Below are 13,380 nucleotides of genomic sequence, written 5' to 3'. Positions count from 1 at the left end.
CAATGCATGCATTATTAAGCGTAAGCAATAAAGAAGGGATTGTTGATTTTGCAAAGGGATTAAGAGAATTAGGTTTTACAATTTTAAGCACAGGAGGGACACTAAAAACTCTACAAGATAATGGGGTTGAAGCTCTAGATATCGGAAACTATACACAAAGTGAAGAGATGTTTGAAGGAAGAGTAAAGACCTTGCATCCAAAAATACATGGTGGAATCCTATACCAGAGAGATAAAAAAGCCGATGTGGAAATTGCAAAGCAAAAGGGTATAGAAGCAATAGATATTGTATGTGTAAATCTCTATCCTTTTGAAGAAACTATTCAAAAAACCGATGATTTTGAAACTATTATTGAAAATATAGATATCGGAGGCCCTACTATGATTAGGGCAGCAGCAAAAAATTTTAAAGATGTTCTTGTTATAACAAACAAAGATGATTATTCCTTAGTGCTAGAAAGATTAAAAAATAATCAAAACACACTAGAGTTTAGAAGAGAGATGATGATTAAAGCCTTTAATCATACAGCATACTATGATGCAGTTATTGCAAATTATATGAATCAAAAATATCATAATGGATTTGGAGAAAATGTTTTTATCTGTGCTAAAAAAGTATTCCCCACAAGATATGGAGAAAATCCTCATCAAAAGGGTGCTTTCTATGAGTTTAATAGTATTTATAAAAACCATTTAAAAATCCTAAAAGGTGAAGCTAGTTTTAATAATCTTACAGATATTAATGCAGCCATCAAACTTGCTTCTAGCTTTAAAGATGCAAAGGCTGTAAGCATTATAAAACATGGTAACCCCTGTGGCTTTGCAATCAAAGACAGCTTGCTCCAAAGTTATCAAGAGGCTTTAAAATGTGATAATATCAGTGCTTATGGTGGTGTTGTCGCAGTAAATGGGGTAATTGATGAAGAATTAGCAATTGAAATATCAAAAACCTATATTGAGGTTTTAGTAAGTGCGGGGATTACAAAGGAAGCCCTAAAAATTTTTGAAAATAAAAAAAGAACCAAAATTTTTAGCTTTGGTGAGGGAATTTTATATCAGCATAGAGATTTATATGATTTTAAGCGTATTGAGGGTGGATTGGTTTATCAACAAAATGACAAAATATTAGATGATGAAGTTAAAAACTCCAAGCAAATGGGAAAAATTTCTGCTTCAGAAAAAACCTTAGAAGACTTAGAAATTGCATATATCATTGCTGCTTTAACCAAATCCAATTGTGTTGCTTATGTTAAAAATCAAGCATTGGTAGCAATTGGTATGGGAATGACTAGTCGTATTGATGCCTCTTATGCAGCCATAAAAAAAGCAAAAGAGATGGGTTTAGATCTTGAAGGTTGTGTTTTAGCTTCTGAAGCTTTTTTCCCTTTTAAAGATAGTATTGAAATGGCTGCAAGCATAGGAGTAAAGGCAATTATTGAGCCTGGAGGAAGTATCCGAGATGATGAAATTATCCAATGTGCTGATGCAAATAATATTGCTTTATACTTTAGTGGAATCAGACATTTCTTACATTAATATTTAAGTCCTTATATTAGGGTGGAATTGGGACAAAGAAATCTTTTCTACCCTCACTTTTGAATTTTTACTTGATGTAGTGATACTTCTTAAGTGCATTTACCATCTTTGCCATAATAGGGCCTGCATTTCCTCCACTCTCTCCATGTTCGATAAAAACTGTAATTGCATACTTTGGATTCTTATAGGGAGCATATCCTGTCATCCAAGCATGCGATCTGTGATAATAAGGTAACTCGCTCTCTTTAATCCGCACTTTAATATTTTGCGGAATACTTACAACCTGTGCTGTTCCTGTTTTACATGCAATGGATACCAAAGAATCTACTGTAGATCTTCTAGCTGTTCCTCCATGTGCATTACAAGCTTGATACATTCCTTCTTGTATGAACTTAATTTTTGATTTTTGAAAATCATTTAGCACATCTTTTACTTCAAATTCACTTGCGATATTTCGAAAAGATTTTGCAAAATGTGGAGTAACCAACAATCCTGTAGCCATCAACCCTGTATATCTTGCAATTTGCATTGGAGTAACCAAAAAAGAACCTTGCCCAATTGAAGTTACAACTGTATCTCCTAAATACCAGGGCTGGCCTTTTGACATTTTCCACTCAGGACTTGGAAGAATTCCCACAAATTCATTAGGCAAATCTACTCCTGTTTTTTGTCCAAACCCCATTTCACCTAAAACATTAGCAATATTAGTCATTCCTGCTTGTTGGGATAATTTATAAAAATACACATCTACAGATTCTCTAATAGCCTTTACCACATCACTTTTTCCATGCCCTCCTACCTTCCAATCTCTAAATTTTCTTCCTCCAAGCTCAATATACCCTGGTGTATCAATCAAAGTACGCTCATTAATTCCAGCATATTCAAGGAGTGCGAGTGCCATTCCCATTTTTATAACAGATCCTGGAGCATAAAGCCCATTTACAAGCTTATTTAGAAGTGGATTTGAGAGATCTTCTTGCAAGGCATTCCATTTTGCGTGACTTATCCCTCCTACAAAGTCATTAAGATTGTATTCTGGATAACTCCCTGCAACTAAGATCTCTCCTGTTTTTACATCCATTACAATCACAGCACCATTTTTGCCTAAAAATGCCTCATCTGCAATCTTTTGCAATCTCATATCAATGGTGATACTCAACTCATTTTGACTTGCACTATCCTTTTCATATCTCACAGACACTATCCGGTTATGAGAATCTACTGTAACAATTTTCTCTCCAATCTCACCTTGCAAAAATGAATTGTATTTTTTCTCAATTCCTGTTTTTCCAACCACACCTGTATATTTACTAACACTATTTTTAGCTAAATCTCCCTCATCGCTAGCCCCTACATACCCAATAATATGAGATGCGCTAGAGTTAAAAGGATAATGGCGCCTTGAAGATGGTTCTACAAAAATAAAAGGATTTTGAATGAGATAGGCATATTTTTTTTGCACTCTTTCATAATCAAGAAACTTCACAACCTTAATGGGCGTATGATTGTAAGAGGATCTCTCACGCATATAATTTTTTTCTATATCTTGTGGTTTTAATTCTGGAAAGCATTTCAACAAAAACTCAATCTGTTCTTTTAGTTGTTGTTTTTTCAAATAAGGATCAAAAGAAATTGAAAAGCCTAGTTGATTTAGTGCAACCAGAGTTCCATTTCTATCCCTAATTAGACCCCTAAATGGAACATCGATATCTTTTCTTGTAATATTCTTTTGTGCAAGCTGTGTATAATATTGGTTAGACTGAATGCTGATTGCAAAAATACGCAATAATAAAATACACCAAATCACGATAAAGAATACAACAATAACAGTGATTCTAAAATTTATTTTTTCCATAATATAATCACACTCTCACAAAATAAATACCATAAAACCAATGCATTAAAAGGGATAGGTGGTTGATGATTTATAATTGTCAAGCTTTGCAAAATAAAAAAATAAAAAATATAGGGCAAGAAAACATAAATCAATCGAAACATCCTAGTTGTTTCTTGCAAAATCAGAGCAGTTTTTGAAACCACATAAGACAAAAACAAAAAAAGCAGATACAAAGGACCAATCATATTTGATTTTTCTAATTCAAAAAATACACACAAAAGCAAAACTATAAACATTCCAAAAAAATTTGCTTCCCTACAGTCCCTGATATATTTTGCAAACAAAATACCCAATAATGGTGGAAAAATCACATAAATACTGCTTAAAGATAGGTAGCAAACAAAAACAACTAAAAGAATTACATTAGCTATAATGTTTTTAACAGAGCTATTTCTTGACATACTGGAAAATTCTTGCATACAACACAATCCGCCCATATTTTTTGATGAGGCACCTCATCCTTTTGTATTTCTTTAAATCCTAGAAGTTTAAACAAATTTGGTCTATAAGTCAAAACAAGAAAGCTTTTAATTCCTAACTCTTCTCCTTCTTGCAAATTATGCAAGATTAGTTTTTTTGCAATACCTTGCTTTCGATAAGCTTCATCAACTACAAGGCTTCTAATTTCTGCAAGATCTTGAGTATAGATTCTCAAGGCACAAAATCCAACAACCCTATCTCCATCTTTTGCAACAAAATAAGAGCGGATGTCTTTTAAAATATCCTCCTTGCTCTTAAACAAAACAAGGCCTTTTTCTACCTCTTTTTGAAGGATTAAAAAGATAGAATCCACATCCTCTACACAGGGTTTTTTATAAACTATCATTTTCAAAAACCTGATGCAAGATAGCCTCTCTCACTGTATTTTTAGAAAGAGAGTGCTTTTTTAAAATAGCTTCATTACTGCTTATAATAACTCCATTTTTCTGGATGAGAGCTCCTCTTTGATTTGATGTAATCTTGTCACACTTTGTATAGATTTTCAATATTCTTTGATCTCCGCGACAATGAGAAGCTAAAACCTCATAAACCCTCTTATCAATCTCCAAGTCTTGATGTCTAGAATCAATAAGATGGATAAACAACTTAATCGAAGAGCGATTTTGTAAAAAAAACCAAAGATTTTTTTCCCATTCCTGTTTTATTTGTTTTGAAATCTTGGCATATCCAAACCCAGGCAAATCTACAAAACAAAAATTAAAATCTTGTTCTTTATATCTCCAACAGGTTTTAAAAAAATTAATTAACTGGGTTTTACCTGGAGTAGAAGAACTCTTTGCCAACTTAGCAGAATCTAAAATCAGATTAATAAAAGTGCTTTTGCCAACATTACTTCTTCCAAGTAATGCAACCTCTGCAATCTCTGCAGGAGGACACGAAGATAAAGTCTTAGCAGAAGTTAAAAAATAAGATTTCTTAACCTGTATCATTGTTTGGTTTCTTCAAGATTAAAAATTAATTTAGCAGGCTTATTTTTATTTCCTACCACATTGATATAACCTGTTTTATTATTTAAAAAGATCTCATCTCCTCTAATACTATTCTCCTTTCCCTCCTCTTGAATCTCTGCATTTTTTTGAAGATGATATTCCCCATCTACTGCATTATAGGTTAGTGTTTCTGTTTTTCCATTCATTTTTCTACCATCTTGTGTGGTGATAGAGAACATAACACTCCCTTGTGCAACTATTTTAACCAACTGTCTCTTTTCATTGGTATAAACAAACATTTTTTTTGCATCAAGCTTATCTCGACCTTTTGTAACACGGACATTCCCCTCAACAATACTTTCCCCTGTTTTTTCATTACTTGAGAATCTATCTGCACTAATTTCAAGCAATTCCGCACCAAACATATAGCTTAAAGCAAATAGCATAAAAAAGATACTTCTTTTCACTTATCACCCTCTAAAATGGTTTCTGCTTGAATCTTTTGAGCAAAAATCATAGCATTTTTTCTATCATAAACAATGTCTTTGCCCCTCACATTTCCATCTTTATTGCGTAGCCTAAAATTACCCTTTCCCTTAAAAAGCTCCCTATCAAGATTCAAAACTCCTGCTTGGGAATAAAATGCAAATCCATCACTACGCTTATAATCAACTCCATCATAAAAACTATAAATATCTTTCTTTCGATGCACATACTTACTACTAATTGTTTCAATTAAATTATTTTCTAAGCTTCTACTCACAGTAATATTTTTAAAAACTTCATACCCTTGATACTGCGTTGCATCCTGCCCTTGTATGAGAGTATCAATTACATCCTTTTTCATTTGATGCATTGTAAAGTTATGCACATCTATCTTTGCAATATCAACACCATCTACATCAGCAAAGACTTCTCCCCTTGGCTTGAAAGAGAATAAAGCAAAAATTGTAATAAACAGCAGAACTAAAAAAAAACATAAAATTGTATTATTTTTTAAAAAATTCAAGAACCTTTCCCTCTAATCCTTCTTTTTGTAATATATAATCAATGGCTTCCCTGACAGCACCTTCACCACCGCTATGATTTAATATCAAATCAGCATTTTCTTTTACTCTTTGCACAGCATTTGCGGGTGCTATCTTTAATCCACAAACATCAAACATTAACAAGTCATTAATATCATCACCCATACAAGCAACCTGGTCTGCTTGAAGTTTATATTTTTTCATAAGCTCTAGTGCAACTTCTCCTTTATCTTTTATCCCAAAAAAACATTCATCTATCCCCAAGTCTTTTGTCCGTGCCATAGCACTTTGAGAAGCTCTTCCAGAAATTATTGCAATTTTCTTTTTAAGCTCAAGCCAACAAGTAATCCCCATACCATCTTGAACATTAAATGCCTTAAACTCCTCTCTTGTATGTAGATAATAAAGCTTACCATCTGTTAAAGTCCCATCCATATCAAGCAACAAAAGTTCAATCATATACATCCCTTTATATTTCGTATCACAATCTTATCACATAGATCAAACACCCTATGTAATGCAATCATAAATACCCTAAAATTTTTTATCATCAAAAACACTAATTTTCTCCCCTCTTTAATTTTTTTTAGATTAATGGTACTCTGTGTTTATTTGTTATCATATCTACTTTTTCAAAACTCCGCATATGAAAATTACCCCCTCTTAATTATCTCTTATTGCAATTCCATAGCCTTCTTCACTATATCTTTTATTCCAAACCTACTACCATGAAGAATTATTTTAATTTTACCATCACCTTATTTTATTGTCTTGCTTAAAAATTTATCCTATTCTCTTACTACAATAGGATTCTCCAGCTCATTATTTAATCCAAAATCACTTGCTTCATCTTCACTACGAAAACCTTTCACAAATACACGATAAAGCTTTTCATCTTTTCTAATTTCTACACTATAGCCATTTGTGTTATTTTGAATAATCCTTTCAAATCTTTGTTTTACCTCATTGGCACCCTCTTCACGCTTAAAAGCCCCTACTTGGAGAGCAAAATTACCACCCTCTACAGCCTCCTCAGAATCTCCCACTTTAAACTCACTGCTCAGTTCGCTTGAAGCCTTTTGTAAGTCTTTTTGAAATTTCTTTTCATAATTCTTTGCCACCATTCCACCAAAACCAATCACTTCAATTCTTACCTGTGCAGTCCCTTTATCTACCATTCCAATATCATGCGCTGCTACATTAGATAGATCAATAATTCTTCCATCAACAAAGGGTCCCCTATCATTGATTCTTACAATTGTAATCTTTCCATTTTCTTTGTTATACACTTTAACAATTGTATTCATAGGCAAAGTTTTACTCGCTGCTGTATGTGCATACATATTATAAACTTCACCATTTGAGGTTTTTTTGTCATGGAAATTGGGGCCATACCAACTTGCGATACCATCAAAAATATCACCCACATCTACACGACTAGGATAATACCACTTCCCCGCGATCTTATAAGGCCTCATCGTGGCTCTCTGGATTGCTGCAGATTCTCTCATACCATTCATCATAGAGGAATCTTTATTAAAAATATCTGAGGGGATATTTCCACCAGAGAAATTTTGCGTATAGTCTCCATAATCTTGATTAGAAAAGTTTAAGGTATATCCCTTATTCTTCCATTCTTGGTAGCCTTCATACTCTTTAAAGGCTCCTACTCCGCCTTTATAAGAACTCTGAGGTGCGCATCCCCAAAAAAAAATTCCCACAGTTATAATAAGGGGGGCAAATCGTTTCAATAACTTCCCTTATGAGCGACTTTTTTATTCTCTTCGCGAACTACCGGAATAATGATTTTTTGATTTATCTTCAAAGAAACCTTATCCATCTGGTTGGCAATCTTGATTTTTTCAATACTTACATTATATTTTTTTGCCAGCGCATAAAGAGTATCGCCTTTTTTAATCTGATGCAACACAAATATCTTATTAGGATTCTCATCAGGAATATAAGCTTGTCGGAAATATGAGAGCTTTTCATAAGGAATATAAACTGTGTAGTCACCCCCTCCTGGAGGTAAGAAGTTGTATCTAAATTGCCGATTGTATTTTTTTAGATCCACTAGGGACATATCCAATTGTTCTGCAATATATTCCAGAGTGGTTCCTGATTTTATTTTGACTCCAACGATACTATCATTGGCTCCACGATTTAAAAGGTATTTTTTATCACTACTTTGAAGTCTCTCATAGTTATTAAAAGCTAAAGACATCTCTAGAATCATTCTAATATATTCCCTGGTTTCTTTTGGAACATATTTTTTTTCTTCATCCAATAAAACCTCTATATCACTACTTCCAGCTTTTTGGATTGCTTTTTTTAATCTCCCAATACCACAATTATAAGCCATAGCAGCCAAATACCATTCTCCTGTATTCTTATAAAGATATCTTAGATATCTAGCCGCTGCTTGGGTACTTTTTATTGGGTCTCTTCTTTCATCAATATATTCATTAATTTTTAGTCCCAAGCTCTTGGCAGTATTTGGCATAATTTGCCAAATACCTGCTGCTTTTTTTGAGCTATATGCACGAACAGAAAAACCAGATTCTGCCATTGCTAAAAATAAAAACTCTTGAGGTATGCCTGCTTCAACCATAATGGAGCGTAAAACAGGGATAAATTCATACCCATTATCAAATTGCTCTAAGAAGAAATCCCATTTTGTATATAAACGATTTGGATTTGTAATATTTTTTTGTTGAAGTTTTGTTAAAAAGCTCCCACTTACTCCAAAAGAATTTAAAATGCCCTCGCTATAACGATCATGGAGTAAACGATTAAAATCTCCAAATAATGGTGCCAAAGTTACAAAAACTAAGCCTAGTAATCTAATTTTAAACACTCTACTCCTTCAAATAAAAACCCTTATTTTACTTCATTTTTGCTTAACTTATAGCTAAATCCTAAATAATTTTTGTGCATTTTGTGTTGTAATACTCTGAACATCTTGTAAGGGAATGCTCAAAATCTCAGCAATTTTTTTTGCAATTAGAGGAATATAAGCAGGCTCATTACGATGTCCTCTAAATGGAGTGGGTGTAAGATAAGGTGCATCAGTTTCTAACAATAATCGCTCTAAAGGAATCTTTGGTAAAACATTAATGATTTTTTTTGAATTAGTAAAAGTGCATACTCCACCAATGCCATAATAAAAATTATCCTTTAACTTTAAAAGTATTTCATCTGCATTATAGCAATGCAATACCCCCCTAATCTGTGAAAACTTACTTAAAATCTCAAAAGCATCATGACTTGCTTCTCTGACATGCAATATCAAGGGTTTATCAAATTCTATTGCCAAAAGTATTTGTTCCATAAATCTCTTTTTTTGATAGGCCTTATATTCTTCTACGCCATCATGAGGCAATCTAAAATAATCCAACCCACACTCACCCACTGCAACACACTTTGGATGGTTAATAAATTTTTTTAGCTCTTGCGTATCTCCATACTCTAGATCATAAGGATGTATTCCTACAGCAAAATAGACATGCTCATATTTTTGTGCAAGTACAATAGCCTTTTTTAGTTCTCTTGGATCTGCTCCTGGTATGATTATTTTTCCTATATTTGCATCTGTAGCATTTAAAATTACCTTATCTATATCTTGATGAAACTTTTCATCATTGAGATGACAATGCGTATCAATAAACATTGTTTTTCCTTATTTTATTTTGTTAAAATTTTGTGCTATTTTAACGCATAAAAGGAAAAAAGTGTTTAGTGGAGTAATACGCGAAATTGCATTAGTTAAAGATTTTAAAAATAATATTCTTACTCTCCAATCAAAACATAAGCCAAATATAGGTGATAGTATTGCAGTCAATGGAACCTGTCTTACAGTTATCAAAAATACCCAAGATGGGTTTGCTCTAGAGTTAAGCCAAAATACAAAGAATCTTATTGCCTTAGAGAACTACACAAAAAGCGTTCATATTGAGCCTGCAATTACAATTCAAGATAGATTGGATGGGCATATTTTACAAGGGCATATTGATGGTGTTGGAAAAATTTTAGGAATTAAAAAGATTGCAAATCAAGTAGAATTTACCATCCAAGCTCCTAAATCCATACTACTTTTATGCATTCCTAAGGGTTCAATTGCAATAGATGGAATTAGCTTAACTATATCAGAAGTCTATCAAGATAGTTTTCAAGTCACAATCATCCCTCATACATATCAGAACACACTTTTTCATTCTTATCAAATTAATAGAAGAGTAAATATAGAAACTGACATATTAGTACGAAGTGTTTATCATCTTTTACAAAAACAACAAAATAAAACAAATAGTTGGAGTGATTTTGACTTTCAGGTCTTAAAATATTAAATCATGAAAAAAGCAGCAGCACTTTCTTATCAAAAACAAATAGATCATGCACCAAAAGTTGTAGCTTCGGGAAAAGGTGCCATTGCAGAAAAAATAATCCAAAAGGCAAAAGAGTTTGATGTTCCTTTATTTAGTAATCGTGCCCTAGTTGATTCTCTACTAAAAATTGAGATTGATGATGAAATTCCTCAAGAACTCTATAGTAGTACTGTAGAAGTTTTTATTTGGTTAAACAAAATAGAAACTCAAGCACAAGTTAGTAAAAATTATTAAAAGATTAAGAAAAAGTCAGGTTATTAAAAGTTAATAGGAGGGGGGATATTCTAGGGGGGTTTCCCCTAAAGTATCTCTCTTTATACAAATTCAATCACAGCCAAGGTAGAAGCATCACCTCTTCTTACTCTAGTTCTTTGAATCCTTGTATATCCACCATTTCTATCTTTATATTTTGGAGCAATTTCAGTGATAATTTTCTTAGTTGCACTCTTATTTTGTAATACTGCAAAAACAGCTCTGTGAGCGTTAAAATCACCTACTCTTGCTGTAGTAACTAATTTCTCAATATAAGACTGTAATTCTTTAGCCTTAAAAATACCTGTTTCTATCTTTCCATGCTCAATAAGTGCAATAGATAAATTTTTAAGAAGAGCTTTTCTGTGAGAAGAAGTTCTTCCTAGTTTTCTGTAATCATGATTATGTCTCATCTCATTTTCCTTAAGCTTTTAATTTTGCAATCTTCTTGCTAAGGGCTAGCTTCTTATCTTCCTCCAACTCTGTTCCTACTGGATATCCGAGCTCTTGAAGTTTTTCTGCAATCTCATCATAAGATTTTTTACCCATATTCTTCACATTTTTTAAATCATTCTCACTCATTAAAACAAGTTCACCAATATAGCGAATACCAATTCTATCTAGACAATTAAAACATCTAGCACTTAGATTTAAGCTATCAAGCTTAATCATCAAATCCTTAAAATCAAAATTATCTTCAATATTTCCTTTCTGCGCCATAGGAACAGAACTGATATCTGCACCAAAAATACTCATTTGAGAATGCATAATCGCTATTGCTTGTTTGAAAGCTTCATAAGGATCAATCTGTCCATCAGTTTCAACATCAAAAATAATTTTTTCATAAGTTGGATTATCCTCTACTAAAACATTCTCAATCTCATACATTGCTTTTCTTACAGGAGTAAAGTATGCATCAAGTGGAATATAATCCTCAGGAATCAATCCTCTGATATCTTCACTAGGTACATAACCTATACCTCTTTGTACAATAACAGAAAAATTCAATACAGCATCTTCATTAATTGTAGCCAATATGGCATCTTGATTTACTACATCAATTTGATCATTTACAAGATGAGATCCCATTAAAACCAATGGTCCCTTAAAAGAGTAATTTAGAGTAATCCTATCCTCTGCATCCATATCAACCTTATTTAAAAAGCGAATATTTTTAAGGTTAACAATAAAAGGAGAAACATCCTCAACAATCCCTCTTATTGAATCAAACTCATGCGAAACCCCTTCAATCTTTAAAGCGATTGGAGCAAATCCAACAGAACTTGACAAAAGTAATCTTCTTAAAGGATGAGCTAAAGTAACAGCATATCCAGACTCAAATGGATAAGCCATTACCCTCACTTTATTCTTCCCTAACTCCTCTACCTCAATAGTAGTAGGGATATATGGTGTTGTCTTAATAGTCTTCATTACTTACTCCGATTACTTAGAATATAACTCTACGATAAGTCTTTCCTCAATTGGAATAACAACCTCTTCTCTCTCTGGATATCTCGTAAAAATTCCAAATCTCTTTTCCTTGTCAACATCTACCCAAGGTGAAATACCAGTTTGTGAAGTTAAATCAATAGCACGAACAACTTGTGGATTATCCTTTATTTTTTGAGAAATCTCAATCTTTTGTCCTTGCTTTACAAAGAATGAAGGAATATCCACTTTTTTACCATCTACAAGAATATGTCCATGAGTTACAAGCTGACGCGCAAATCTTCTTGTCGTAGCAAACCCCATTCTATAAACGACATTATCCAACCTTCTCTCAATCAAGCGGATTAGATTTTCTCCTGTATTTCCTTCTAATCTGTTTGCTTCAGCAAAAATAGATCTAAACTGCTTTTCAGAAACACCATACATTACTTTTGCTTTTTGCTTTTCACGGAGTTGCAAACCATACTCAGAAACCTTCCCTCTTTTTTGACCATGCTGTCCTGGTCCATATGGTCTCTTATCTAAGGCACTCTTGCCAGATAATCTTCTCTCACCCTTAAGCGCAAGAGAAACTCCAAATCTTCTTTCTAACTTTTCAACAGGTCCTCTATATCTTGCCATATTCTTGCCCCTTATACTCTTCTTCTTTTTGGTGGTCTACAACCATTATGAGGTAGTGGAGTAACATCTTTTATCCACAATACTTTAATTCCTTCAATTACACCTACACTTTTGATTGCTGTTTCTCTCCCACTACCTGGTCCTTGAACTTTAATCCCTACCTCTTTAATTCCATGCTCTTTAGCTTTTAGCATTGCACTCTCAACAGCTTGTTGTGCTGCATAAGGAGTAGATTTCTTTGAACCCTTAAAACCAAGTCCTCCAGCTGTAGCCCAGCAAATTACATTACCCATTTCATCGGTTACTGTTACATTTGTGTTATTGAAAGAAGCTGAGATACACACAATACCCTTTGCAATATTTTTTCTGACAATACGCTTCTTTGTCGCTATATTTCTCTTAGCCATTGTATGCCTCCTTACTTGCTACCAACAGTTTTTTTCTTGCCCTTTCTTGTTCGGGCATTGTTTTTGGTTGTTTGACCACGGACAGGCAAGCCTTTTCTATGTCTTAAACCACGATAATTTCCTAAATCCATCAGGGCTTTTATATCCATTTGAACTTTTTTTCTCAAATCACCCTCAACCATGTAGCTCTCTTGAATCTTTTTTGCGATTGTTGAAACTTCATCCTCGCTGAGATCATTAACTCGCTTATCAAAAGAAATATTTACAGCATTAAGAATATCTCTTGAGGTTTTTAACCCAATACCATAAATATATGTTAGAGCATACTCTACTCTTTTCTTTTTTGGCAAATCTACACCAGCAATTCTAGCCATGT

18 protein-coding genes are annotated in these 13,380 nt (G+C 33.3%); 3 read left to right on the top strand and 15 right to left on the bottom strand.

Going from position 1 to position 13,380, the window contains the following annotated elements:
- The first annotated feature begins 2 nt into the window (after window positions 1-2).
- Entirely contained in the window at window positions 3-1,535 is a 1,533-nt protein-coding gene (gene purH, locus C6H31_RS06235; RefSeq protein ID WP_104698004.1) for a bifunctional phosphoribosylaminoimidazolecarboxamide formyltransferase/IMP cyclohydrolase, read from the top strand.
- 67 nt (window positions 1,536-1,602) lie between these two features.
- On the opposite strand, the gene mrdA is transcribed toward purH, so the two are convergent.
- The 10 genes from mrdA to C6H31_RS06185 form a co-directional block, all read right to left on the bottom strand.
- On the bottom strand, window positions 1,603-3,390 hold the full coding sequence (mrdA, locus tag C6H31_RS06230) for a penicillin-binding protein 2 (protein ID WP_104697957.1): 1,788 nt from the start codon (window positions 3,388-3,390) through the stop codon (window positions 1,603-1,605).
- A complete protein-coding gene (locus C6H31_RS06225; RefSeq protein WP_158654749.1) occupies window positions 3,378-3,851 on the bottom strand; it encodes a hypothetical protein in 474 nt (157 codons plus the stop codon). The genes mrdA and C6H31_RS06225 overlap by 13 nt, the downstream gene beginning before the upstream one ends.
- Window positions 3,800-4,258, bottom strand: coding sequence for an N-acetyltransferase (locus tag C6H31_RS06220; RefSeq protein WP_104697955.1), 459 nt, complete (start codon window positions 4,256-4,258; stop codon window positions 3,800-3,802). The genes C6H31_RS06225 and C6H31_RS06220 overlap by 52 nt, the downstream gene beginning before the upstream one ends.
- A complete protein-coding gene (yihA, locus tag C6H31_RS06215; protein WP_104697954.1) occupies window positions 4,245-4,862 on the bottom strand; it encodes a ribosome biogenesis GTP-binding protein YihA/YsxC in 618 nt (205 codons plus the stop codon). The genes C6H31_RS06220 and yihA overlap by 14 nt, the downstream gene beginning before the upstream one ends.
- Entirely contained in the window at window positions 4,859-5,329 is a 471-nt protein-coding gene (lptA, locus tag C6H31_RS06210; RefSeq protein ID WP_104697953.1) for a lipopolysaccharide transport periplasmic protein LptA, read from the bottom strand. The genes yihA and lptA overlap by 4 nt, the downstream gene beginning before the upstream one ends.
- A complete protein-coding gene (locus C6H31_RS06205; protein WP_104697952.1) occupies window positions 5,326-5,871 on the bottom strand; it encodes a hypothetical protein in 546 nt (181 codons plus the stop codon). Before C6H31_RS06205 ends, lptA begins: the two co-directional genes overlap by 4 nt.
- The gene (locus C6H31_RS06200; protein WP_104697951.1) at window positions 5,852-6,349 is read right to left on the bottom strand and encodes a KdsC family phosphatase; all 498 of its coding nucleotides are present in this window, start codon (window positions 6,347-6,349) and stop codon (window positions 5,852-5,854) included. Before C6H31_RS06200 ends, C6H31_RS06205 begins: the two co-directional genes overlap by 20 nt.
- Window positions 6,350-6,678: 329 nt before the next feature.
- Window positions 6,679-7,641, bottom strand: a complete 963-nt coding sequence (locus tag C6H31_RS07155; RefSeq protein ID WP_324726566.1) for a septal ring lytic transglycosylase RlpA family protein — start codon at window positions 7,639-7,641, stop codon at window positions 6,679-6,681.
- Window positions 7,638-8,747 carry a lytic transglycosylase domain-containing protein gene (locus tag C6H31_RS06190; protein WP_104697950.1) on the bottom strand — a complete coding sequence of 370 codons (1,110 nt, stop codon included), beginning with the start codon at window positions 8,745-8,747 and terminating at the stop codon, window positions 7,638-7,640. Before C6H31_RS06190 ends, C6H31_RS07155 begins: the two co-directional genes overlap by 4 nt.
- A gap of 54 nt (window positions 8,748-8,801) precedes the next feature.
- A complete protein-coding gene (locus C6H31_RS06185; RefSeq protein ID WP_104697949.1) occupies window positions 8,802-9,560 on the bottom strand; it encodes a TatD family hydrolase in 759 nt (252 codons plus the stop codon).
- A gap of 61 nt (window positions 9,561-9,621) precedes the next feature.
- On the opposite strand from C6H31_RS06185, the gene ribE reads away from it, so the two are divergent.
- Both ribE and C6H31_RS06175 read left to right on the top strand, forming a co-directional pair.
- A complete protein-coding gene (gene ribE, locus C6H31_RS06180; RefSeq protein ID WP_104697948.1) occupies window positions 9,622-10,236 on the top strand; it encodes a riboflavin synthase in 615 nt (204 codons plus the stop codon).
- A gap of 3 nt (window positions 10,237-10,239) precedes the next feature.
- Complete coding sequence (locus C6H31_RS06175; RefSeq protein WP_104697947.1) at window positions 10,240-10,509, top strand: EscU/YscU/HrcU family type III secretion system export apparatus switch protein; 270 nt, start codon at window positions 10,240-10,242, stop codon at window positions 10,507-10,509.
- An 80-nt stretch (window positions 10,510-10,589) separates the two neighbouring features.
- Here the strand turns inward: C6H31_RS06175 and rplQ are convergent, their stop codons facing one another.
- The 5 genes from rplQ to rpsM are packed head-to-tail and all read right to left on the bottom strand — an operon-like array spanning window position 10,590 to window position 13,378.
- Window positions 10,590-10,940 carry a 50S ribosomal protein L17 gene (gene rplQ, locus C6H31_RS06170; RefSeq protein ID WP_104697946.1) on the bottom strand — a complete coding sequence of 117 codons (351 nt, stop codon included), beginning with the start codon at window positions 10,938-10,940 and terminating at the stop codon, window positions 10,590-10,592.
- A 10-nt stretch (window positions 10,941-10,950) separates the two neighbouring features.
- Window positions 10,951-11,958 carry a DNA-directed RNA polymerase subunit alpha gene (locus C6H31_RS06165; protein ID WP_104697945.1) on the bottom strand — a complete coding sequence of 336 codons (1,008 nt, stop codon included), beginning with the start codon at window positions 11,956-11,958 and terminating at the stop codon, window positions 10,951-10,953.
- A gap of 12 nt (window positions 11,959-11,970) precedes the next feature.
- Complete coding sequence (gene rpsD, locus C6H31_RS06160; protein ID WP_104697944.1) at window positions 11,971-12,597, bottom strand: 30S ribosomal protein S4; 627 nt, start codon at window positions 12,595-12,597, stop codon at window positions 11,971-11,973.
- Window positions 12,598-12,608: 11 nt separating this feature from the next.
- Window positions 12,609-13,004 (bottom strand): 30S ribosomal protein S11, encoded by a 396-nt coding sequence (gene rpsK / locus C6H31_RS06155; RefSeq protein ID WP_104697943.1) that lies wholly within the window; start codon window positions 13,002-13,004, stop codon window positions 12,609-12,611.
- A gap of 11 nt (window positions 13,005-13,015) precedes the next feature.
- Window positions 13,016-13,378 carry a 30S ribosomal protein S13 gene (gene rpsM, locus C6H31_RS06150; RefSeq protein ID WP_104697942.1) on the bottom strand — a complete coding sequence of 121 codons (363 nt, stop codon included), beginning with the start codon at window positions 13,376-13,378 and terminating at the stop codon, window positions 13,016-13,018.
- Window positions 13,379-13,380 lie beyond the last annotated feature (2 nt).

Source organism: Helicobacter sp. 'house sparrow 1', assembly GCF_900199585.1.
GTDB lineage: Bacteria > Campylobacterota > Campylobacteria > Campylobacterales > Helicobacteraceae > Helicobacter_H.
Note: the sequence above shows the minus strand (reverse complement) of the source record. Positions and strands in the feature narration are given on the sequence as shown.

What these genes read in the sequence shown, in the direction of transcription:
- purH (WP_104698004.1), top strand. Translation starts at nt 3, where the DNA reads ATGCATGCATTATTAAGCGTAAGCAATAAAGAAGGGATTGTTGATTTT.
- mrdA (WP_104697957.1), bottom strand. Translation starts at nt 3,390, where the DNA reads ATGGAAAAAATAAATTTTAGAATCACTGTTATTGTTGTATTCTTTATC.
- C6H31_RS06225 (WP_158654749.1), bottom strand. Translation starts at nt 3,851, where the DNA reads ATGCAAGAATTTTCCAGTATGTCAAGAAATAGCTCTGTTAAAAACATT.
- C6H31_RS06220 (WP_104697955.1), bottom strand. Translation starts at nt 4,258, where the DNA reads ATGATAGTTTATAAAAAACCCTGTGTAGAGGATGTGGATTCTATCTTT.
- yihA (WP_104697954.1), bottom strand. Translation starts at nt 4,862, where the DNA reads ATGATACAGGTTAAGAAATCTTATTTTTTAACTTCTGCTAAGACTTTA.
- C6H31_RS06200 (WP_104697951.1), bottom strand. Translation starts at nt 6,349, where the DNA reads ATGATTGAACTTTTGTTGCTTGATATGGATGGGACTTTAACAGATGGT.
- C6H31_RS06185 (WP_104697949.1), bottom strand. Translation starts at nt 9,560, where the DNA reads ATGTTTATTGATACGCATTGTCATCTCAATGATGAAAAGTTTCATCAA.
- C6H31_RS06175 (WP_104697947.1), top strand. Translation starts at nt 10,240, where the DNA reads ATGAAAAAAGCAGCAGCACTTTCTTATCAAAAACAAATAGATCATGCA.
- rplQ (WP_104697946.1), bottom strand. Translation starts at nt 10,940, where the DNA reads ATGAGACATAATCATGATTACAGAAAACTAGGAAGAACTTCTTCTCAC.
- C6H31_RS06165 (WP_104697945.1), bottom strand. Translation starts at nt 11,958, where the DNA reads ATGAAGACTATTAAGACAACACCATATATCCCTACTACTATTGAGGTA.
- rpsD (WP_104697944.1), bottom strand. Translation starts at nt 12,597, where the DNA reads ATGGCAAGATATAGAGGACCTGTTGAAAAGTTAGAAAGAAGATTTGGA.
- rpsK (WP_104697943.1), bottom strand. Translation starts at nt 13,004, where the DNA reads ATGGCTAAGAGAAATATAGCGACAAAGAAGCGTATTGTCAGAAAAAAT.
- rpsM (WP_104697942.1), bottom strand. Translation starts at nt 13,378, where the DNA reads ATGGCTAGAATTGCTGGTGTAGATTTGCCAAAAAAGAAAAGAGTAGAG.